Origin of the sequence: Candidatus Accumulibacter phosphatis, from assembly GCF_000024165.1 — a bacterium.
Classification (GTDB): Bacteria; Pseudomonadota; Gammaproteobacteria; order Burkholderiales; family Rhodocyclaceae; genus Accumulibacter; species Accumulibacter phosphatis.
In genome coordinates this window covers 570532-587913 of the sequence record NC_013194.1, presented here as the reverse complement: position 1 = coordinate 587913, position 17382 = coordinate 570532, and the positions used below count along the sequence as shown (strand labels likewise).

The 17382-nt window shown below is 65.1% G+C and carries 11 protein-coding genes; 5 read left to right on the top strand and 6 right to left on the bottom strand.

Annotated features, from left to right (window positions below):
• Positions 1–180 precede the first annotated feature (180 nt).
• From CAP2UW1_RS02445 to CAP2UW1_RS02425, 5 genes are all read left to right on the top strand, one after another.
• Positions 181–1938 carry a carbamoyltransferase family protein gene (locus CAP2UW1_RS02445; RefSeq protein WP_012807286.1) on the top strand — a complete coding sequence of 586 codons (1758 nt, stop codon included), beginning with the start codon at positions 181–183 and terminating at the stop codon, positions 1936–1938.
• A gap of 347 nt (positions 1939–2285) precedes the next feature.
• Positions 2286–3542 carry a phosphoglycerate kinase gene (pgk, locus tag CAP2UW1_RS02440; RefSeq protein ID WP_012807285.1) on the top strand — a complete coding sequence of 419 codons (1257 nt, stop codon included), beginning with the start codon at positions 2286–2288 and terminating at the stop codon, positions 3540–3542.
• A gap of 73 nt (positions 3543–3615) precedes the next feature.
• Positions 3616–4383 carry a triose-phosphate isomerase gene (gene tpiA, locus CAP2UW1_RS02435; protein ID WP_012807284.1) on the top strand — a complete coding sequence of 256 codons (768 nt, stop codon included), beginning with the start codon at positions 3616–3618 and terminating at the stop codon, positions 4381–4383.
• Positions 4384–4599: 216 nt separating this feature from the next.
• Positions 4600–5460 carry a phosphate/phosphite/phosphonate ABC transporter substrate-binding protein gene (locus CAP2UW1_RS02430; protein ID WP_012807283.1) on the top strand — a complete coding sequence of 287 codons (861 nt, stop codon included), beginning with the start codon at positions 4600–4602 and terminating at the stop codon, positions 5458–5460.
• Positions 5457–7922, top strand: coding sequence for an EAL domain-containing protein (locus CAP2UW1_RS02425; RefSeq protein WP_012807282.1), 2466 nt, complete (start codon positions 5457–5459; stop codon positions 7920–7922). Before CAP2UW1_RS02430 ends, CAP2UW1_RS02425 begins: the two co-directional genes overlap by 4 nt.
• A 39-nt stretch (positions 7923–7961) precedes the next feature.
• Here CAP2UW1_RS02425 and CAP2UW1_RS23475 read toward each other — a convergent pair whose 3' ends face one another.
• From CAP2UW1_RS23475 to CAP2UW1_RS02395, 6 genes are all read right to left on the bottom strand, one after another.
• Entirely contained in the window at positions 7962–9191 is a 1230-nt protein-coding gene (locus CAP2UW1_RS23475; protein ID WP_012807281.1) for an alpha/beta fold hydrolase, read from the bottom strand.
• Between the two features lie 61 nt (positions 9192–9252).
• Entirely contained in the window at positions 9253–14286 is a 5034-nt protein-coding gene (locus CAP2UW1_RS02415) for a S8 family serine peptidase (RefSeq protein WP_012807280.1), read from the bottom strand.
• A gap of 18 nt (positions 14287–14304) precedes the next feature.
• The gene (locus tag CAP2UW1_RS02410) at positions 14305–15078 is read right to left on the bottom strand and encodes a hypothetical protein (RefSeq protein ID WP_012807279.1); all 774 of its coding nucleotides are present in this window, start codon (positions 15076–15078) and stop codon (positions 14305–14307) included.
• 6 nt (positions 15079–15084) lie between these two features.
• Complete coding sequence (locus CAP2UW1_RS02405; protein WP_012807278.1) at positions 15085–15291, bottom strand: hypothetical protein; 207 nt, start codon at positions 15289–15291, stop codon at positions 15085–15087.
• Positions 15292–15357: 66 nt separating this feature from the next.
• Positions 15358–16875, bottom strand: a complete 1518-nt coding sequence (locus tag CAP2UW1_RS02400) for a hypothetical protein (protein ID WP_012807277.1) — start codon at positions 16873–16875, stop codon at positions 15358–15360.
• A 25-nt stretch (positions 16876–16900) separates the two neighbouring features.
• Positions 16901–17377, bottom strand: coding sequence for a hypothetical protein (locus CAP2UW1_RS02395; protein ID WP_012807276.1), 477 nt, complete (start codon positions 17375–17377; stop codon positions 16901–16903).
• Positions 17378–17382 lie beyond the last annotated feature (5 nt).

The window sequence follows — 17382 nt, the reverse complement described above, 5'->3', positions numbered from 1 at the left end:
CGGCAAGACACCCGCCCGCGGCATGCTCGACTTGCCAAGCCAGGCGCCTGCCGGCTCGGCCATCCGAGGCAAGTGAGCGCACAGCGGCGATGCCGCGGCAGGTATACTTGTCGATTTCGTCGATCGGCAGCCGTTGATGAGCTTGCCGGGGCGACCGTGTGATCCTCTGAGAACCCTACCTTGGCACTCACTCTACTCGGACTGTCCGGCGCGCTGACCCACGACCCTTCGGCAGCGCTCTACATCGACGGCAAGCTCATCGCGGCGGCTGAGGAGGAGCGCTTCGTTCGCGACAAGCACGCCAAGAACCGCATGCCTTACGAAGCGGCGAAGTTCTGCCTGGAATTTGCCGGCATCAGGCCTGCCGACGTTGACGCGGTAGCCATTCCCTTTGCACCGATCAGCCTCGCCGAACCGGCGCGCTGGCACTACGCCCGGCGCTACTGGTATGCCCCGGATCGCGCGCTCGACGCGCTCATCACCGGCAACCGGCGCTTCCACCGCTACCGGAAGCGCATCGCCTGGTGCCTGCAGCAACTGGGTTTCGACCTGAAAAACACGGAGATCGTGCCGGTCGAGCATCACCTTGCGCACGCGGCCAGCGCCTACCATTGTGCCGGCTTTGCCGAGAAGACGGCGATTCTCGGTATCGACGGCAAGGGAGAATACGCCACCACTTTCTTTGGTTACGGCGAGAACGGCAGGATTCACAAGATCAAGGAGTTCTACGATCCCGATTCGCTGGGCGGGCTTTATGGCGCGCTGACCGAGTATCTAGGTTTCGAAATGCTCGACGGCGAGTACAAGGTGATGGGCATGGCGCCCTACGGTGACGCCGCCCGCTACGATTTCTCGCGGCTGGCGCGCTTTGCGAATGGCGAACTGAGGGTCAACACCGACTACGCGAACGTCATCGGATTCCGCCGCTACAAGGAGAAGGGGAAAGGCTACTACTTCTCGCCCAAGCTCGTCGACTGGCTGGGTCCCAGGCGTTCTGGGGACGTCGCCGACGACCCCTACATCCATTACGCGGCGAGCATGCAGAAGCTCTTCGAGGATCTGTCGCTACAGATGCTCGACCACTACCTCGGCGACATCCTGCGGGAAACCGGTCGGCTTGCGTTTTCCGGCGGCGGCGCGCTGAACGTCAAGCTCAACCAGAAGATCATCGCCCGCCCGGATGTCCGCGAACTCTTCGTGCAGCCGGCATCGGGCGATGCCGGAACGGCGGTGGGCGCTGCGGCGTACGTATCGGTGCAACGCGGCGTCCCGGTCGAAAAGATGGAGCATGTGTACCTTGGTCCGGCCTACAGCAACGAAGACGTCATCGCCGCCTGCGCCCGCCACCCGGCACGACCCCGGTGGCAGGTGGTGGACGACGTGCCGCGACATACCGCCGGCCTGTTGGCGGCCGGGAACCCGGTCGCCTGGTTTCAGGGACGCATGGAATTCGGTCCGCGCGCGCTCGGCGGCCGCTCGATCGTCGGCTGCCCGAGCGTTGCCGGCGTCGCCGACCGGATCAATGCGCAGATCAAGTTCCGCGAGCGCTGGCGTCCGTTCTGTCCGAGCATGCTCGACACTGTCGGCCCGCAAATGCTGGGCAGCGCGCATCCCGCGCCATTCATGACCTTCACCTTCGAGGTGGCCAGTGGCTGGAAGGAGCGCGTCCCGGAAGTCGTACACGAAGATGGCACCTCGCGCGCGCAGGTGCTGCAGCGCCAGTTCAACCCGCGCTATTATGACCTGATGGTCGAAATGGAGAGGCTGACCGGCAACGGCGTCGTTCTCAATACCTCGCTCAACCGTCGCGGCGAACCGATGATCTGCTCACCCACCGACGCGCTCAACATGTTCTTCGGATCCGACCTGCAGTATCTGGTAATGGAGGACATTCTGGTCGTCAAGGCAGCCGACGAAGGCCCGCCGCAGTCCCGGTGAGCCTCCAATCGCCCGCCGACCCGTATGGGGACGCTGCTCCTGGCGGCGGCATCCCGCCCGTCCGGCTTGCCTCCGAGCACAGGCCGCAGCCCCCACTCGTGAGCCCTTGCGGTGGACAGCGGTGGCAACCCAGATAACACTTGACATCGGGGAATTGACTCCGGCAGCGGCGCCAAGGATACTTCGTCTGCGTGGTTGAAAACGCCTATCCAACTTGCTTCATGTGCTCAACGCAGTGGCTCGAGGTGCTCGCTTGAGGAGTCGTTCTGCGGCCAATACGGAGGCACCATGCCATTTTCCATCCTGATTCCAGCTTTTTTCAACACCATCTCACTGTCGAGGAAATCATGTCCAAACTGTTCATCGAAGATCTCGCCCTCGAAGGCAAGCGCGCCCTGATTCGCGTTGATTTCAACGTCCCTCAGGACAAGGTGACCGGCGCCATCACCAACACCAAGCGTATCGAGGCCGCGTTGCCGACGATCAAGTCGGCTCTGGAAAAGGGCGCCGCCGTGATCCTGATGTCTCACCTCGGCCGGCCCGACGGAAAGGTAATGCCGCAATACAGTCTTGCCCCGGTGGCGACCGCCCTCGAGGGGCTGCTCGGACGACCGGTGAAGTTCCTCGCCGATTGCGTCGGCCCGGAAGTCGAGGCTGCCTGTGCGCAGATCAAGCCTGGCGAGGTGATCCTCCTCGAGAATCTCCGTTTCCATATCGAAGAAGAAGGCAAGGCCAGCGTGACCAATGCCGACGGCAGCGTCACCAAGGTCAAGGCCAGCCCGGACGACGTGAAGGCCTTCCGGGCGTCGCTGACCCGGCTCGCCGACGTCTACATCAACGATGCTTTCGGCACCGCTCACCGTGACCACTCGTCGATGACCGGCGTTCAGTTGCCCGAGCGTGCGGCGGGTTATCTGATGAACAAGGAACTGGCGGCGTTCTCGGCCGTTCTCGAGTCGCCGCAGCGCCCATTGCTGGCCATTCTGGGGGGTGCCAAGGTCGCCGACAAGATTCAGTTGATCAACAATCTCCTCGACAAGGCCGACCAGATCATCATTGGCGGCGGCATGGCCTTCACCTTCAAGAAGGTTCTCTCGGGAATGCCGATCGGCAATTCGCTGTTCGACGAAGAGGGCGCCAAGCTGGTGCCCGGTCTGATGGAGAAAGCGCGGGAAAAGGGCAAGGAGATTCTGCTGCCGGTCGACTTCATCATCGCCGACAAGTTCGACGCGGGGGCCAATACCGGTAGCGCCAACGACGTGGACGGGGTTCCCGACGGCTGGCTCGGGCTCGACTGCGGTCCCGAGTCGACGAAGATCTTCACGGAAGCGATCCTCAAGGCCAGAACCATCATCTGGAATGGCCCGGCAGGCGTTTTCGAGTTCGAGAAATTCGAAGCCGGCACCAAGGCCATGGCCGACGCGGTCGTCCAGGCCACCGCGGCGGGCGCGATCACCGTCATCGGCGGTGGCGATACGGCCACGGCCGCCAAGAAGTATGGCGCCGACAAGAAAGTCACGCACAGTTCAACCGGCGGCGGCGCCTCCCTCGAGTACCTCGAAGGCAAGATCCTTCCCGGTGTCGCCGCCCTTTCCGAGAAGTAATGCGCGGGGCCCCGGGAGTTCCGGGGCCTGCCCGCTCGCCCAACCATCCAAGTAACAAGACCCGAGGAAAACCATGCGCAAAATCGTTATCGCCGGCAACTGGAAGATGAACAAGACCGTTGCCGAATCCGTGAAGCTCGCCGCCGATGTGGTAGCTGCCGCCAGGGACATCAAGAACGTCGTCGTCGCCATTGCGCCCACCTATCTCGCTCTGGCGAAGGTGGCCGAAGTGGTCAAGGGAAGCAATGTCAAGCTCGCCGCCCAGGATGTCCACTGGGAAAACCAGGGGGCCTTCACCGGCAAGGTAAGCGCCGACATGCTCAAGGAGATCGGGGTCGACTTCGTCATCATCGGTCACTCCGAGCAGCGCAGCTACTTCGGCGAAACCGACGAGACCGTCAACAAGAAGGTCAAGAAGGCTCTCTCGCTGGACATGGGGCCGATCATCTGCATTGGCGAAACACTCGCCGAGCGCAAGGGCGGCCAACTCGAGAGCGTTCTCACCACACAGGTGAACGGCGCCTATGCCGGACTCTCTGCTGACGATGCGCTGCGCACCGTCGTTGCCTACGAGCCGGTGTGGGCGATCGGCACCGGCGTCACCGCCACCGATGACGAGGCCCAGCAAGCACACGCCTTCGTCCGCGGCCTGCTCGCCAAGCTCTATGGTGATGGCGTCGCCCAATCGATCAGCATCCAGTATGGCGGATCGATGAAACCGGAGAATGCAGCCGGTCTGCTCGCTCAGAAGGACATCGACGGCGGCCTGATCGGTGGCGCCGCGCTCAAGGCAGACAGCTTCCTGGGCATCGTCACGCCGGGCGAATCGATCAGCAAGTAAGTTCAGTGGCGTGGCCGGCAGGGGCGCCATGCGCACCCCGCCGGCTTCGCGGCAACACTCGGTCAGTCCTTCCGGTCGACTGCCCAGGATCATTGCCCCGGTCAAGTTCGGCCCTTGTCAGGCGCTGCCTGCCCGGTAAGCGGCAAACGCGTCACCTGCGTTGACTGCAGGCAAACTGTGGTACAACGCCACTCCATACGATCCGATGGAGGCAGTGTGATAAGCAAGCCGAATCAGCGGCGCTCCGTTTGTCTCGCCATGCTGGCCGTTGGCGCTGTGCCATCGTGCCTCTGGGCGCAGCCCGTCCGCCCACTGGAAATTGGCGTCCTGCCAAACGTCAGCGCCCGCGTCCTGCTCGCGCACTACCTGCCGATGCGCGAATACCTCGCGCGAGTGCTGCAGCGCCCGGTCCAGGTTTCCACGGCACTGAGCTGGACCGCGTTTCACCAGCGCACCCTGGACCTCGACTACGATCTGGTGGTGACCGCAGCGAATCTGGCCCGCCTGGCACAGATCGACCGCGGCTACAGACCCCTGCTTTCCTATGCGCCCAACATCAAGGGCATGCTGGTTTCGGCGAGCAGTCGACCGGTTCGAGGCGTTGCCGATCTGATCGGACAGACACTGGTACTGTCCAATCCGCAATCGCTGGTCACGCTGCGCGGCATGCAGTGGCTGGCCGAACATGGCCTGCAGCGCGACCGCGACTTCAAGACGATAGACACCCCCACCGAAGACAGCGTCGGCAGCGTCGTCGCGCGCGGGGATGCGCTGGCGGCGATGGTCAGTGGCGGCGAGTATCGAGCAATACCCGAAGCGATCAGGGCGCAACTTCAACCAGTGACCACTTTTACCGAGGTTCCCGGCTTTGTCGTCATGGCCAGTCCACGCTTGCCACCCGCTCAGACGCGGGCAATCAAGGAGCACTTGCTCAACTTCGCGAACAGCTCTGAAGAGGGAAAGGCGTTCTTTGCCGGCACCGGCTTTACCGGCATTCGCGATGCAGCGGCCGGGTTGATGGAGTCGATGGACCCCTACGTCGAAGCGACCCGCAAGGGTTTGTTGCCTCCCGGATGAAGGGAGTCCCGTGGTCAGGCTGGTCGCTGCGCAGCAAGCTGATCGTTGCCTGCGTCCTCGTCCAGCTTGTCGCGGCGGCCCTGGTGCTGCTGGGTAGTACGCAGCTTCTGCAGCGCGCGCTGCTTGACCAGGCCAGTTCACAGGCCAAACAGATCGTCGCGCTCCTCGACTACGCGATTGCCGCACCACTCGCCCAACGCGACTACGCGACCCTGCAGCAATCGCTTGATCTCATCCGCAGCGACGAATCCATCACCTATCTGGTGTTGTCGGACCACCGCGGCAAGCTCATCGCGACGGCCGGGTGGGACGCGGCGCGCCCATTGCCTTCGCGTGACGAAAAGGGAATCGACCTCGAGCGTCCCGACGCGACCATGCATCTGGCACTACCGGTCAGCCTTGCCGGTCAGCCGCTCGGACATGTTGACTTTGGCTTGTCTACGGCAGGGCTGCGCCAGGCGCGGGCCGACTTCCTGCGCCATAGTCTCGGCATCACCGGCGCGGCACTGGCGATTTCGATGGCGCTGCTCACGGTGATCGCCTTCGCGATCACGCACCGTCTGACGCGGCTCGCGCACGCCAGTCAGCGCGTCGCCAGAGGCGATCTGGACGCTACCGTGCCGGTAACGTCGAACGACGAGGTTGGGCGCCTCGGCATCAGCTTCAACGCGATGGCCGAAACGCTGAAGCTGCGCGTTGCCGCACTCGAACATAGCGAGACGCAACAGCGGCTGCTGCTCAAGGCGGCGCGTGAAGAACAGGCGCGCCTGACGACACTGCTCGGCGCCATGAACAGCGGCATCATGTTCGTTGGCAGCAACGGTCGCGTGATCTACGCGAACGGTGCCTTTGCGCGTATCTGGGCGTTAGCGGACCTGACCACCGGCAGAAGTCTGGCGGAGGTCGTGCCCTTGCTGATACGCCAGACCATACCGGCGGATGCCGTGCACGTTGAAGCGATCCTGGACACCGGGGTCGGGAAAGTGGCCAGGGGCGTCGAACTGCAGACCGTCGACGGGCGGATCATCACGCAGCGCATGCAACCGGTCGCCGAAGGTTCCAGCGGCAGCGGCTGTATCTGGTTCCACGAGGACATTACACTCGAGCGACAGACACAGCAGCGCGCTTACCAGGCGCTGCACGACCCATTGACGAAGTTGCTCAACCGGCGCGGGCTCTATGAGGCGTTACAGGCGGCGATTGCGCAGGCGATCGCCGACAATGCACCGCTCGCACTGCTGTTCATCGACCTGGACGATTTCAAGCACGCCAACGATGTAGGCGGTCACCGCACCGGCGACGAGATTCTCGTTGCCGTCGCGCAAACGCTGTCCGACCAGATGCGCAAGGGCGAACTCGCCGCACGACTGGGCGGCGACGAGTTCGCCGTGCTGTGCCCCGGTAACGGCGCGCATGCGGCGAGTGCGATTGCTGCCCGGCTGGTGGAAGCCGTTGGCGGCCTGCGTTTCGCCGCCGCCGACATGCAGACGCTGCGCATCGGCTGCAGTATTGGGATCGCGACGTGTCCGAACGACGCGCGTGAGGAGGATGATCTGGTGGCCTGTGCCGACACTGCCATGTATCTGGCGAAACAGAGCGGCAAGAACGGTTGGGCGGTTTACCATAACGATCCGTTGCGCTCGCGGGCCGAGTCGGCGCGGGTAAACTGGAATGCCCGCATCAACCGCGCCTTGCAGGATCAGCGCTTCGTCCTCCACTTCCAGGCTGTGCATCGCGCAGCCGATCTGCAGGTGACGTACTTCGAAGCACTGGTGCGCATGGTGGACGAAACCGACCCGAGCCGTCTGATCTCGCCTGCGGATTTCGTACCGCATGCCGAGCTCAGCGGCAAGGTTCGGCAGATCGATCGCTGGGTCTTTCTGAACTGTGCCCGGAAACTGGCGAGTACCGACCCCTCGGTGTGCATCGCCGCCAATCTGTCGGCGCGTTCGCTGGAGGATGCAACGTTTCCCGCGTTTCTCGACGACACGCTGCGGCAGCTCGAGGTCGATCCACGCCGGCTGCACATCGAAGTGACCGAAACCTCGGCGATCAGCGATCCGGCGGCGGCACGCCGGATGATAGACGCACTGCGCGGTCTCGGCTGCGCGGTGTATCTGGACGATTTCGGCAGTGGGTTCAGCTCTTTCGCGCATCTAAAACTGCTGGACGTCGAGGCCATCAAGATCGATGGAGCCTTCATTCGTGACCTGCACGGCGACTCGACCAATCGACTTTTTGTCGCCTCGATGATCGAGATCGCGCACCACCTCAAGAAGCTTGCTGTCGCCGAACACGTCGAGGATGCGTCGACCCTCGACATCCTGCGCTCCCTCGGCGTTGACCTCGTCCAGGGTTTTCACCTGGGGCACCCCGCTGCGGGCATCAGTGACTCGCGACCACAGGATTGGCTACCGATCGCCTCCGCTACGGGCGACGGTGAACTCGGCGGCCCTGCCTGAACTGGCGTCGCTTGCAGGAACGCGCGGCCCTGGCTGTCCTCAGCCGGCTTCCGACGTTGCGCGCGCATCCAGCGCGGCGATCCATTCCGCGATCTGCCGGTAGACGCGCGCGTCGTTGAGCAATCCCATGTGGCCGAGTTGGCCGAGCCTGGTGCTCTGCACGTCACCGGCGATGGCATGCGCGGTAGCGCTGCCCAGCGTGACCAGCCCATCGCCGAAGAACTCGCCAAACGGATGTTCGACGTTCTTGGCCAGACTGGCGCCCAGAAAGCGGAACGCCATGTGCTGGTGCGCGAGAAGATCGGCTGGCGCACCCGGACCGTTCCCCAGGTCCTTGATACCCTGGCTGCGCGCGCCGGCGATCCTGGCGAGTGGTGCCGTGATCGTCGACACGTTCAGCGCCGCCGTCGTCAGCCGACCAAGTCGCTCGACCGGCGAACCGAGGTGTGGAGACCCAAGGCAAATGAGCATCCGGGTCGCCCGCAGCCAACGCATCTCGGCTTGCGCCGCCTGCTCGCATGCCGCCAGGGCAACCAGGCCTCCCATGCTGTGACCGACGATGACGAGATCACTTGCCGGCTGCGGCCAGGCGGCGAGCAATTCCTCGAGCAGGACCGCCAGTTGAGCGCCATTGCGGGCAATCGGCAGGCCGCTGTTGTAGCGCAGGTAGAGCGGCGAGCAGCCGTGCTCGACGCGCAGCCGACGGCCGAAATGTACCGTGGACTCCGCCGCTTCGGGACCCGGGTCCCAGCTATGCTCGTCACAACCGAGTCCATGGATGAAAATGCACAGGCGTCGGCCGGTATCGGGAAAGGCACGGCGCAGCGAGTCGGCGTCGAGCGGGACGGCGACGCCGTTTTCATGGAATGCCATGTCGATCGCCAGGCGGTTGTTGCTGGTGGCGAGGTGATCGCCGAATGCACCATTGACCGCGCTGCGCAGGCCGCTCGCCAGCCGTCCGGGTACTGGCGGGTCCGGCCGCCGGCGCGTGGCGTGCCTTTCGATCAGGGCCGCGGCTTCGAGCACGCCGCCGCTGGTGTGGTGGATGCCCGCGTAGACCCCGGCCAGGATGGCATCGTGAGCGCTGCGCACAAGATGGGTCGGCCCGGAGATCAGCGGAATGCGCCGCAGAATGTCGAAGGACTTGCCGGCGATGGCACGGTGCATTTCCTTGACGCGCAGCGTGGTTTCCTGCACCGCGGTTTTGGCCGCGTGGCTGTAACCGCTGCTCGGCGCGAGCGGGGCAGGCTGCTTCTTGCCACTTGGCATGGTTCGTCCTTGAATGTGCTTCCCCGCACCGACCGACAGGACGGCAAGAGACAGACGGCGCTCAGTATACCGCGGCGCCGGCGACGGCTGCTGCAGGCAGGCTGAAGCGTACTTCGGGGCCGCTGCCCGCAAAAACCAGCGCGAAGGCCTGCAGATTCTGCTGATTGAAGGGATCCGCCGGAAAGGCCGTTGCCGATACCTCGACCTCGTAGTCGCCGGCCGCCGGGTTCGCCAGGACGACCTGCTTGAAGGTCTGGACATCCTCGTGGTTGTCGGCGGCGACTGCTGGTGTCGCTACCGGCCTCGAGAGGTGCGTCTGGCCGGCGACGCTGCTCCACAGGTTACCTCGGTATTCGGGGCGGATGCCTGGCCCTGGCGGTGCCGGTGGACGTACCGTAAGGTGGAGATGATTGACCAGGCGCGGTCCCGGCGGGTCGGTCCAGTTGAGCGTGACACGCAGGAGAGCCGTCCCGGCAGGCAGGGTGAACCGGTAACTGACCGTTCGCCCCGGTCCGATGGCGCAGTCATCACGCACATGCAGCGTCACGGGCGGCGCCGGCGACAGGCTCTGGCGCAGGCTGACCCGCCCCCACCCGTAACCGGCAGCGCTATCGGGCAGCGGACCCGGGGTGATGTTGGTGGCGCCATTGACCAGAGTGGCACGCAGCAGCGCGGCGCTGGGAATGTCGTTGGCGTTCTGGCTGGCATGCCGATTGATCGCCGTGTAGCGGTGGTGCAGATGGCCGCTCTCCTCCTCCACCCAATACACCAGGAAGACACGGCCATTCCACACCAGCTGGAAATCCTGAACCCGGCTTCCTGCCGCACTGAGTTGCAGGATTCCCACCGGTGCGCGCGGATTCAGAGGGCCGGCCGGTGGTGGTGGCGGTGCGACGGCGAGGCGCTGGCCGTTCTCGTCGAGTACCGTGAAGTAGAGCAGGCGCGCGCCGTCGGTTTCGACGCCGATCCAGGCGAGTCCGTAGGCCGGACTCCACACCGGCAGACTGGTACCGGCCGGCAGGACCGCCGGCGGATTGGCCCAGGGCTCGTGCGTACAAGTGCAGACGAGTTGCGGTTCGATCGCCTCGCGGCTCGCATTCCAGCCAGGCGTCCCGGTAGCGATGACGACGATGTCGCTGACCGGCATCGGCGGCGTGGTGCCGGGGGGATTGGCCAGCGGCCGGCCCTGACGATCGAGGCGACTGAAACGGATCTCCCAGCGCGACGCGTTGTTGGCGCGGTACTGCCAGGCAGCGCCGTATTCGCGATTGGTCGAGTTGGCTGCCGTCGGGCGGCGGGCGAGAACGCCGTTGCTGGCTTCGCCGGCGGCGGCACTGAGGTCGCGCTCGGCGCCATCGGCAGTGCCGTCAGGCCGGAAGCGACGGCAATGGACGCGCGTGACCGCGCCATTCACACGCTGGTAGATGGCGATCGATCGCGCCTCGCTGTTGACGAACTGGAACCAGCCATGGCGTGCGACGCCATCGACCCGGGCGAGGTCCGTCGGCGTTCCGACGCGCGCGCCGAGGCGGTTGACGCGTTGCTGACGCAATTGCCGCACCCCGGCCTGGATGGTGCCGTACGCGACGATGACGTGCAACGAAGGAGTCGTGAAAAACCCGATCTGCGCAGGTATCCGATCGTCGATGGGCAGCGGATCGCGCAGTCGGGCGGCACCGGCCGTACCGAACTCGGTGACCGGAGCCCCCTGGGCATCGTGCAGGGTAAGCGTGATGGCAGCGAGCGCGTCGTTGGCCACGGAGATCAGACGGTCGTTGCCGGTCCACAAGGCCTCGACGCTGAGAATCAGGAACGGCGCGGGCATTTCACGGATGCCGCTCACGCCGTAGCCGGCATCGACGGCACCATCGGCGTGCAGGCGTAACCATTGCAGACTGTCCGCGAGACCGACTCCGGGAGCCAGTCGCAGAATGTAGTAGGAAGCGCCGGTCCAGACCGCGGACAAGGCGCTCAGGGCGGTGCTGTCGTGATCGAGTGGACTGGCGACGACGTAGCGGCCACTCTTCAGCAGTGGAGTGCCCGGGTTTTCCTGCGCGGCGAAGGCGCCGGCGCGAGTGAGATTGAGTGCATACACGCCGAGGCGGTCGGAATTCAGCTCATCCGGGCTTTGGTAGATCAGCGAAAAACCCTCGGCGTCGCCGACGGCGGCGAATCCGTCCATGTCGCCGGGGGTATCCGAGAGTCTCAGCAGACGCCGGCTGAGGGTGTCGTCGGCCGCCGCCGCGAGGTGGCTGTCCACCTGTCCGTTGCTGTCGAGAAACGCGCAGTAGAGGTCGAAGTGGCCATTCTGCAGGTCGTCTTCCCACAGCAGCACGTAACCGCTGTCGGGGTGGCAGAGAAGCTGCGGTCGTCGCACGTGGTTAGCGGCGGCGACGCTCACCACGCGCTGCGCAACGCCCAGAGCGGCGGCATTGGCATCAAGGAACTGGAGCCACACTTCGCCACCGGCAAGCGTGCGCGCGTCGCACCAGACCAGCGCATAACGCGCGCTGCGCGGGTCCCAGAGCAGGCAGGGTTCGCGAACCTCGGCAGCCTGTTCGACAACCGTCACCGGCTCGCTACCTTGCAGATTGGCGGCGCCGTCCATCTGTCGCAGTTGGAGGCGGTAGTTGCCCGCATGTGCCACGCCGCAAACGGCGAAGCGGCTACCGTTCCAGGTCAGCGGCCGATGCGGCCCGCTGCCGTCATGGAACAGGAAGCTGATCGAGGCGACATCGACCGGCGCGCCGGTGTCGGCGTTGAAGCGCTGGAAGAAGTAGCCGTTGCCGCCGGTCGTCGGAAAGACGCAGGCCAGACGTTCACCGACCACGATCAGGTCGGGCGGCACCGCATCGTCGGCACGGGTGTCCGGCGCGAGAGTGACCACCCCGGCCGTACCAAAAGCGGCGAGAGGGCGCAACGCGCGGTCGTAGCACGACAGGCGAATCTTGCCGTCGCCATGCCGGTGCAGCAGGTAGGTGCGCTCGCCGAGGGTGACGACCTTCGGCGCGGAGTGCTCGCCGACGTTGTCCTGCAGATGCACCGGCAGGCTGTCGATCGGCGCCAGTTGGCGGCTGAGGCGCAGCGCGACGATGTTCTTCTGGGCGGCGGCAAGCGCCGGGGTAAGCCAGACGCAAAGCAGACCATCAGCGTGGCGGGCAATCGCCGGAGGAGGGCCGAAAGCCGGTAGCGGCGGCGCAGCCGGAACGGCGACGCCTTCGAGCAACAGCGGCCGGCGCATCTGGGCAAAGCGGCTTCGATAGAACTGGCGCACGAGCAGGGCCGAGCCGCTGACCATCGGGGTGGCCATGCTCGTACCGGTGAGAATCTGGTAGAGATTTCGGTTGAAGCCGGCCGGCAGCATGCTGTCGGGATTGGCATTCCAGAACGGTGCAGGAACAGGTGCGCCGGGCAACGCCGGCGGCTGCGCGACCCATTGCGAGCGACACGAAAGGACATTGGTGCCCGGCGCGACCACATCGGGCTTGACGCGGTTGGTGTTGGTCAGCGCGTTGGTACGCACGCTTCCGCGGTCGCTGAACAGCGCGATCTCGTCAGCGTTGTCGGAAAAGCTGAAAGCTCCCGCGGCAGCACCGGCCGCGACGTTGAATGCCGCGTGGTTGTAACGTGCTCCGAAGAATGCGCGATAGCTGTCGCGCCAGCCGCCGTCACTGCGCAGATTCTCCGTGGCGCCGACCGTGAAGGCGTTCTTGGCAGTGGCCTGCAGGCGCAAGCTGCGCGCGTCGAGGACGCCGTTGCCGCCGCCCTGGGTATCCGATTCGGCGTTCCCGGCGGCGAACAGCACCAGGACATCGGGATGGTCGAAACACCAGCGGTCGACCGCCTGGGACTCCGCCGGCGTATAGCGGTTGTTGTTTGCTCCGAGGGCGAATGAACTCCCCCAGGAATTGTTGATCACGCGTGCCCCGTTGCTGGCCGCGAACTCGAAGGGAACGCGCAGGTTGGCCGGCAGTGGCGCCAGGCCGATCAGTGCGGCGCGGGGAGCGATCCCGCGCGTGCGACCCGCCGAACTGCTGCCATCGCCGACGACGATTCCGGCGACGTGCGTACCGTGCGGCGTAGCGTCCGGGACGGCGAGTGCCGCGTTGAACGGCGTGTTGCTGTTGCGCAGGAGGCGGACGTTGGCGACCAGATCCGGGTGGAAGGCGGTCACTGCTCCGGTGGACGGCGCCACGGCGCCGGCCAGATTGCCGACGTCGAAGCCCGAATCCACGACCGCGCCGATTTCGGCGAGGCCATCGAGATTGACGAGGAAGTTAACCGTTCCCAGGTCGCGCACCTGATTGGCGCCGAGAATCACTCCGGCATTGTGACTGCACACTTCCATCGTCGACGGGGCCGATGCCATATAGAGGCCCGGCACGCCGACAATGGCGGCGCAGCGCTCAGGCGGCACCTGCACAAGAAAGCCGTGCGCGAGGTCGGCAAGTACCGTCGCGCCGGCGGCCTCGAAGAGCGGGCGAACGCTCTCGGGATCGACTCCGTCAAAGATCTGCAATTGCAGATTTCCCTGCGCGGTCGCGGGCGGCGGCTGCAAAGCCAGCGTCGCCAGCGATGCGGCGGTGAACGCTTCCTCGGAGGCGGTCAGATCGAGATCGACGGCATAAGCCGGATGGTAGAGGCCAAGGAAGTCCACGTAGCGCAGGGCGCGCACCGTGTCGGAGGCGGCCAGCGGCATCCTGAACACGCCAGTAAACGGGTCGATCACGTGGACCTGTTCGCCACCTGCCAGAGCCATCTCCACCAGCCAGGCTTTGTCGACCGGCGCCACGAAATGAACGAGCCAGAACGCGGGCTCGTCCCCGCTTGGCGGGCTTGCCTGCAACGCAGCCGGCGGCTGCGGCGTTTCACTGGCTGGCCGGAAAGTCACCGGTCCGAGATCGAGAACTCCGGCGGCCGGGAAGGTCGACACCAAGAACCCCTCGGCAACGAAGGTGTCAACCTGCGCTTCGTCGAGGTCGACCCAGAAGTGTCCTCCCGCCTCGCGCAGGACGGTGACACGGGCACGCAAAAAGGTCGTCTGTTCGGGGGCACGGTCGGCGTCGAGTTGCAGGAAAGCGTGGGTGCGCGCCATGGCGGCCTCCGGTCTGCTTCAGGCCTGGATCGCCGGATCGATGTCGACCGGCTTGCTGCCGGGTGTCCTGCCCGGCGACAGAATACGCACGATCGGCTTGCCTTCGTCCTCGGCGAGCAGGCGTTCGAGGCGCAAATCCACCTCCGCTTCGAGCAACAGGGTGCGCGAAGTTGGCGCCGGCACCGCACCGGCGGAGAACTTCAGCGTCTTGACCGCTCCTTCGGCCTGGTAGCCTCCGGCGGTCCACGCAAAACCCCCGTCGCGCAGCAGCGCGTCGCGGTTGAGGACCAGCACCGCCAGCGCGAGTGCGAACGCCTTTTCGCTGCTGCCGGCGTCGGCCCCGGCGATCTGCAGGGTGAGCTTGTGCAGCGTCTTCAGGCGGGTTGCCGCCGCCACAACGCCGTACATGATGTGCAGGTGGTCGAAGCCCGTCAAATCCCGCGTGGCCAGCGGCTGGATCGAGAATGCGGCCGGATTGGCCGGGTTCCAGAGCACTTCAGCGCTCGCCAGCGCGACGAGTTCGCCGCTCGTCGCGCGCAGGTAGACGCGCTTCGGGCCCGGATAGGGTGGCCGCGTCAGCGCGTAGGGGCCAGCCGCTGCGGCCGGATCGAAAGCCAGTTCGTCCACCGCGTCCTCGGGACCCGGTTGACCGGCAACGGGATCGGCCGACAGGCGATCGAAGTCCCAGGTATCGATCGAAAAAGTGGCGCTTGCGGCACCCGCGCCGGTGAACAGCGACGGCAGTTCACGTTGCAGCAGATTCGCGATGGCGTTCTCGAGGGCGAGCAACATGGCTGCCTAGTCCGCGGCGCGGGGAATTGGGACGTTTTCGCCGCCACCCGGGCTCTCGCCCAGTTCCTCCTGCAGGACCTGTACGGCTCCGGCAATGCGCAACAAGGTAGCGCGGACATTGGCTGCTTGACTTTCAAGGTCGTCGAGAGCCTTGCGGCCCTTGTCGTACTCGGCGCGGAGTTCCTCGAGCCGTTTGCGTAGCCTCGCTTCCATTTGTCGAAACTCCTCCCGCGTCGGGTTGGGGGATGGGAATGGCTGTCGTCGTGGCCGCGATGTGGACTAGCGCAAGACGACGAAAACCTCGATGACACCTTCTCCGTCGACATGTGCGGCGAGCGCTTTGCCAATGATCGTGCCGGAAGGGTACAGGCTCTTCCCGTCCAACAGGATTGGCTCGGCGCGCATCGCATGCCCCGGCGTGGAGGACGTCGTCAGCAGATCACCACGACGGATCGGGCCGTTTTCGTCGCTCACCTTGCAGGGCACGCAACCGCACAACGCCACCGGGTAAGGACGGAGATCGCCAGCCGGCGCTTCCCGGTTGAGCTGCGAGTTGAGAAGAAAGCCCGGCTCGGTCGACAGGATGCCGATGACTGTCGGGTCGGCTGGCCCGCTCGAGCGAATGATCCGATCGGCGTCCGGATCGAGGCTGACGAGATCGCCTGGATCGAGTTCGAGGTCGGAAAAATAGATTTCGGCCACGTCACGCGGTCCGGTCTGGAACGCCCCCCTGGACCAAACCGTTCCCTCCGCCTCGACGTCCCAGGTTCGCAGACCGCCACCCCAGCCTGCCGTGAGCGGGCCAGGTCCCTTGTTCATACTGCCGATTCTGCCGGTAACCAGAAGGTCCCCGTTGACTTCCAGAACGTCCCAGAGCTTCACCACCCGCGCCTTGGTACCCGCGGGCTTTCCGGGAACTTGGGCGCCCGCCCGTCCAAGAATCATCAGGGCATCGTAGTTGCCGGCGTTCTCGATGGCGGCGAATCCGGGCGTGTTGCCGAATCCGCTGTGGTTGTGGTCGGTCTTCGTGAAGTACAGGTCGGAGTTGCCGGCGCGTATGCTTCCCGCCACGCTAACGCTGGAAATCGGCCCCCAGCCCATATCTCGGCCGATCGTCAGACTGTTCGCGCTGCTCTGATAGTAAGCGACACTGGCGATCCTGGTGCCCGAGTCGTGGATCGCGATCTCCGTATCGTCCCGGGTTTCGAAGAGCAGTCCGGCGGTGTTGTCGCTCCAGCCACTTCCGCCCCCAAAGCTCGAGGTAAGGCTGCCGACGGTCAGCGAACCTTTCGCCATTCTGTTGTTCGCCACGGCGTAGCCCGTGCCGTCGCACAGCCAGGTGCCGCCGACGACATGGAGTGCGGCCTTCGGCGTACTCGTGCCCATCCCAACGTTGCCACTGTCGTCCCAGCTCAATGCCAGCTTCTGCCCACCGTCGGTCGATCCGAGTGCTCCGCCCGAAAATCCGAACAGTACCGGGCCGTCGACGTTCGCCCCGGCGAACGGACTGCCCGGACCGTACCACCCCAGCCCATGGTTATTGTCGCCAGCCCCTCGCAAATACAAGCGCGAGTTGTTGATCCGGAGATCGCCGGCAACATCGAGCTTGGCGCTGGGCGTCGTCGTACCGATGCCCAGTGCGCCGGCGATGGTCAAGGGCCCGCTGATCGCGTCGCCCGCGCGATTGACCTTGGCATTGTCCAGGCGCTGCGTTTCGGTGACCAGGTCGTTCCAGTCCTTCGAGCGGATGGCGTCGCCGGCGCTCTTCGGAAACGGCAGATCGGGGGTCAGTGGCATGGTAGGGATCTCCTCGAAAAGCAGCTCAGAAAACGATGTCCCAGATCAGCGTCAGCTTGAAAGTGTCGGCCTTGGTGACCGGATCGAAGACGACGCGGTTGTACATCGTCCCATCCTTGGCGGCCGTGAAGATTCCCGCCTCGCGCAGAGGAGCGGCGCCGTTGGCTTCGGCGAAGTCGAACACCGCTTGCAGACTGACCTTGATCCGCTTGACGCCGGCGCTGTCGATGATCTCGGTATACACCGGGGCACCTACCGGGTTGCGCGCCCGCTCACCGACCAGCGCCGCTTGCTCGTCGGTAGCGGCGTCCGCACCGGTGCCCACCGCCATGTGACTGGCTTTCGACGGTGGCGTGCCTTCGACACCGGCGAACAGTTGGGCAGCCAGTTGACGACCACTGCGAACGATTCGGTTGGCATGGCTGCGGTCAACCAGGATCCGCTCCTGCCGGTCGGTCACCAGCAGCCTCAGCCTACCCTGCATATCCATGATTTCATGCATCGCTA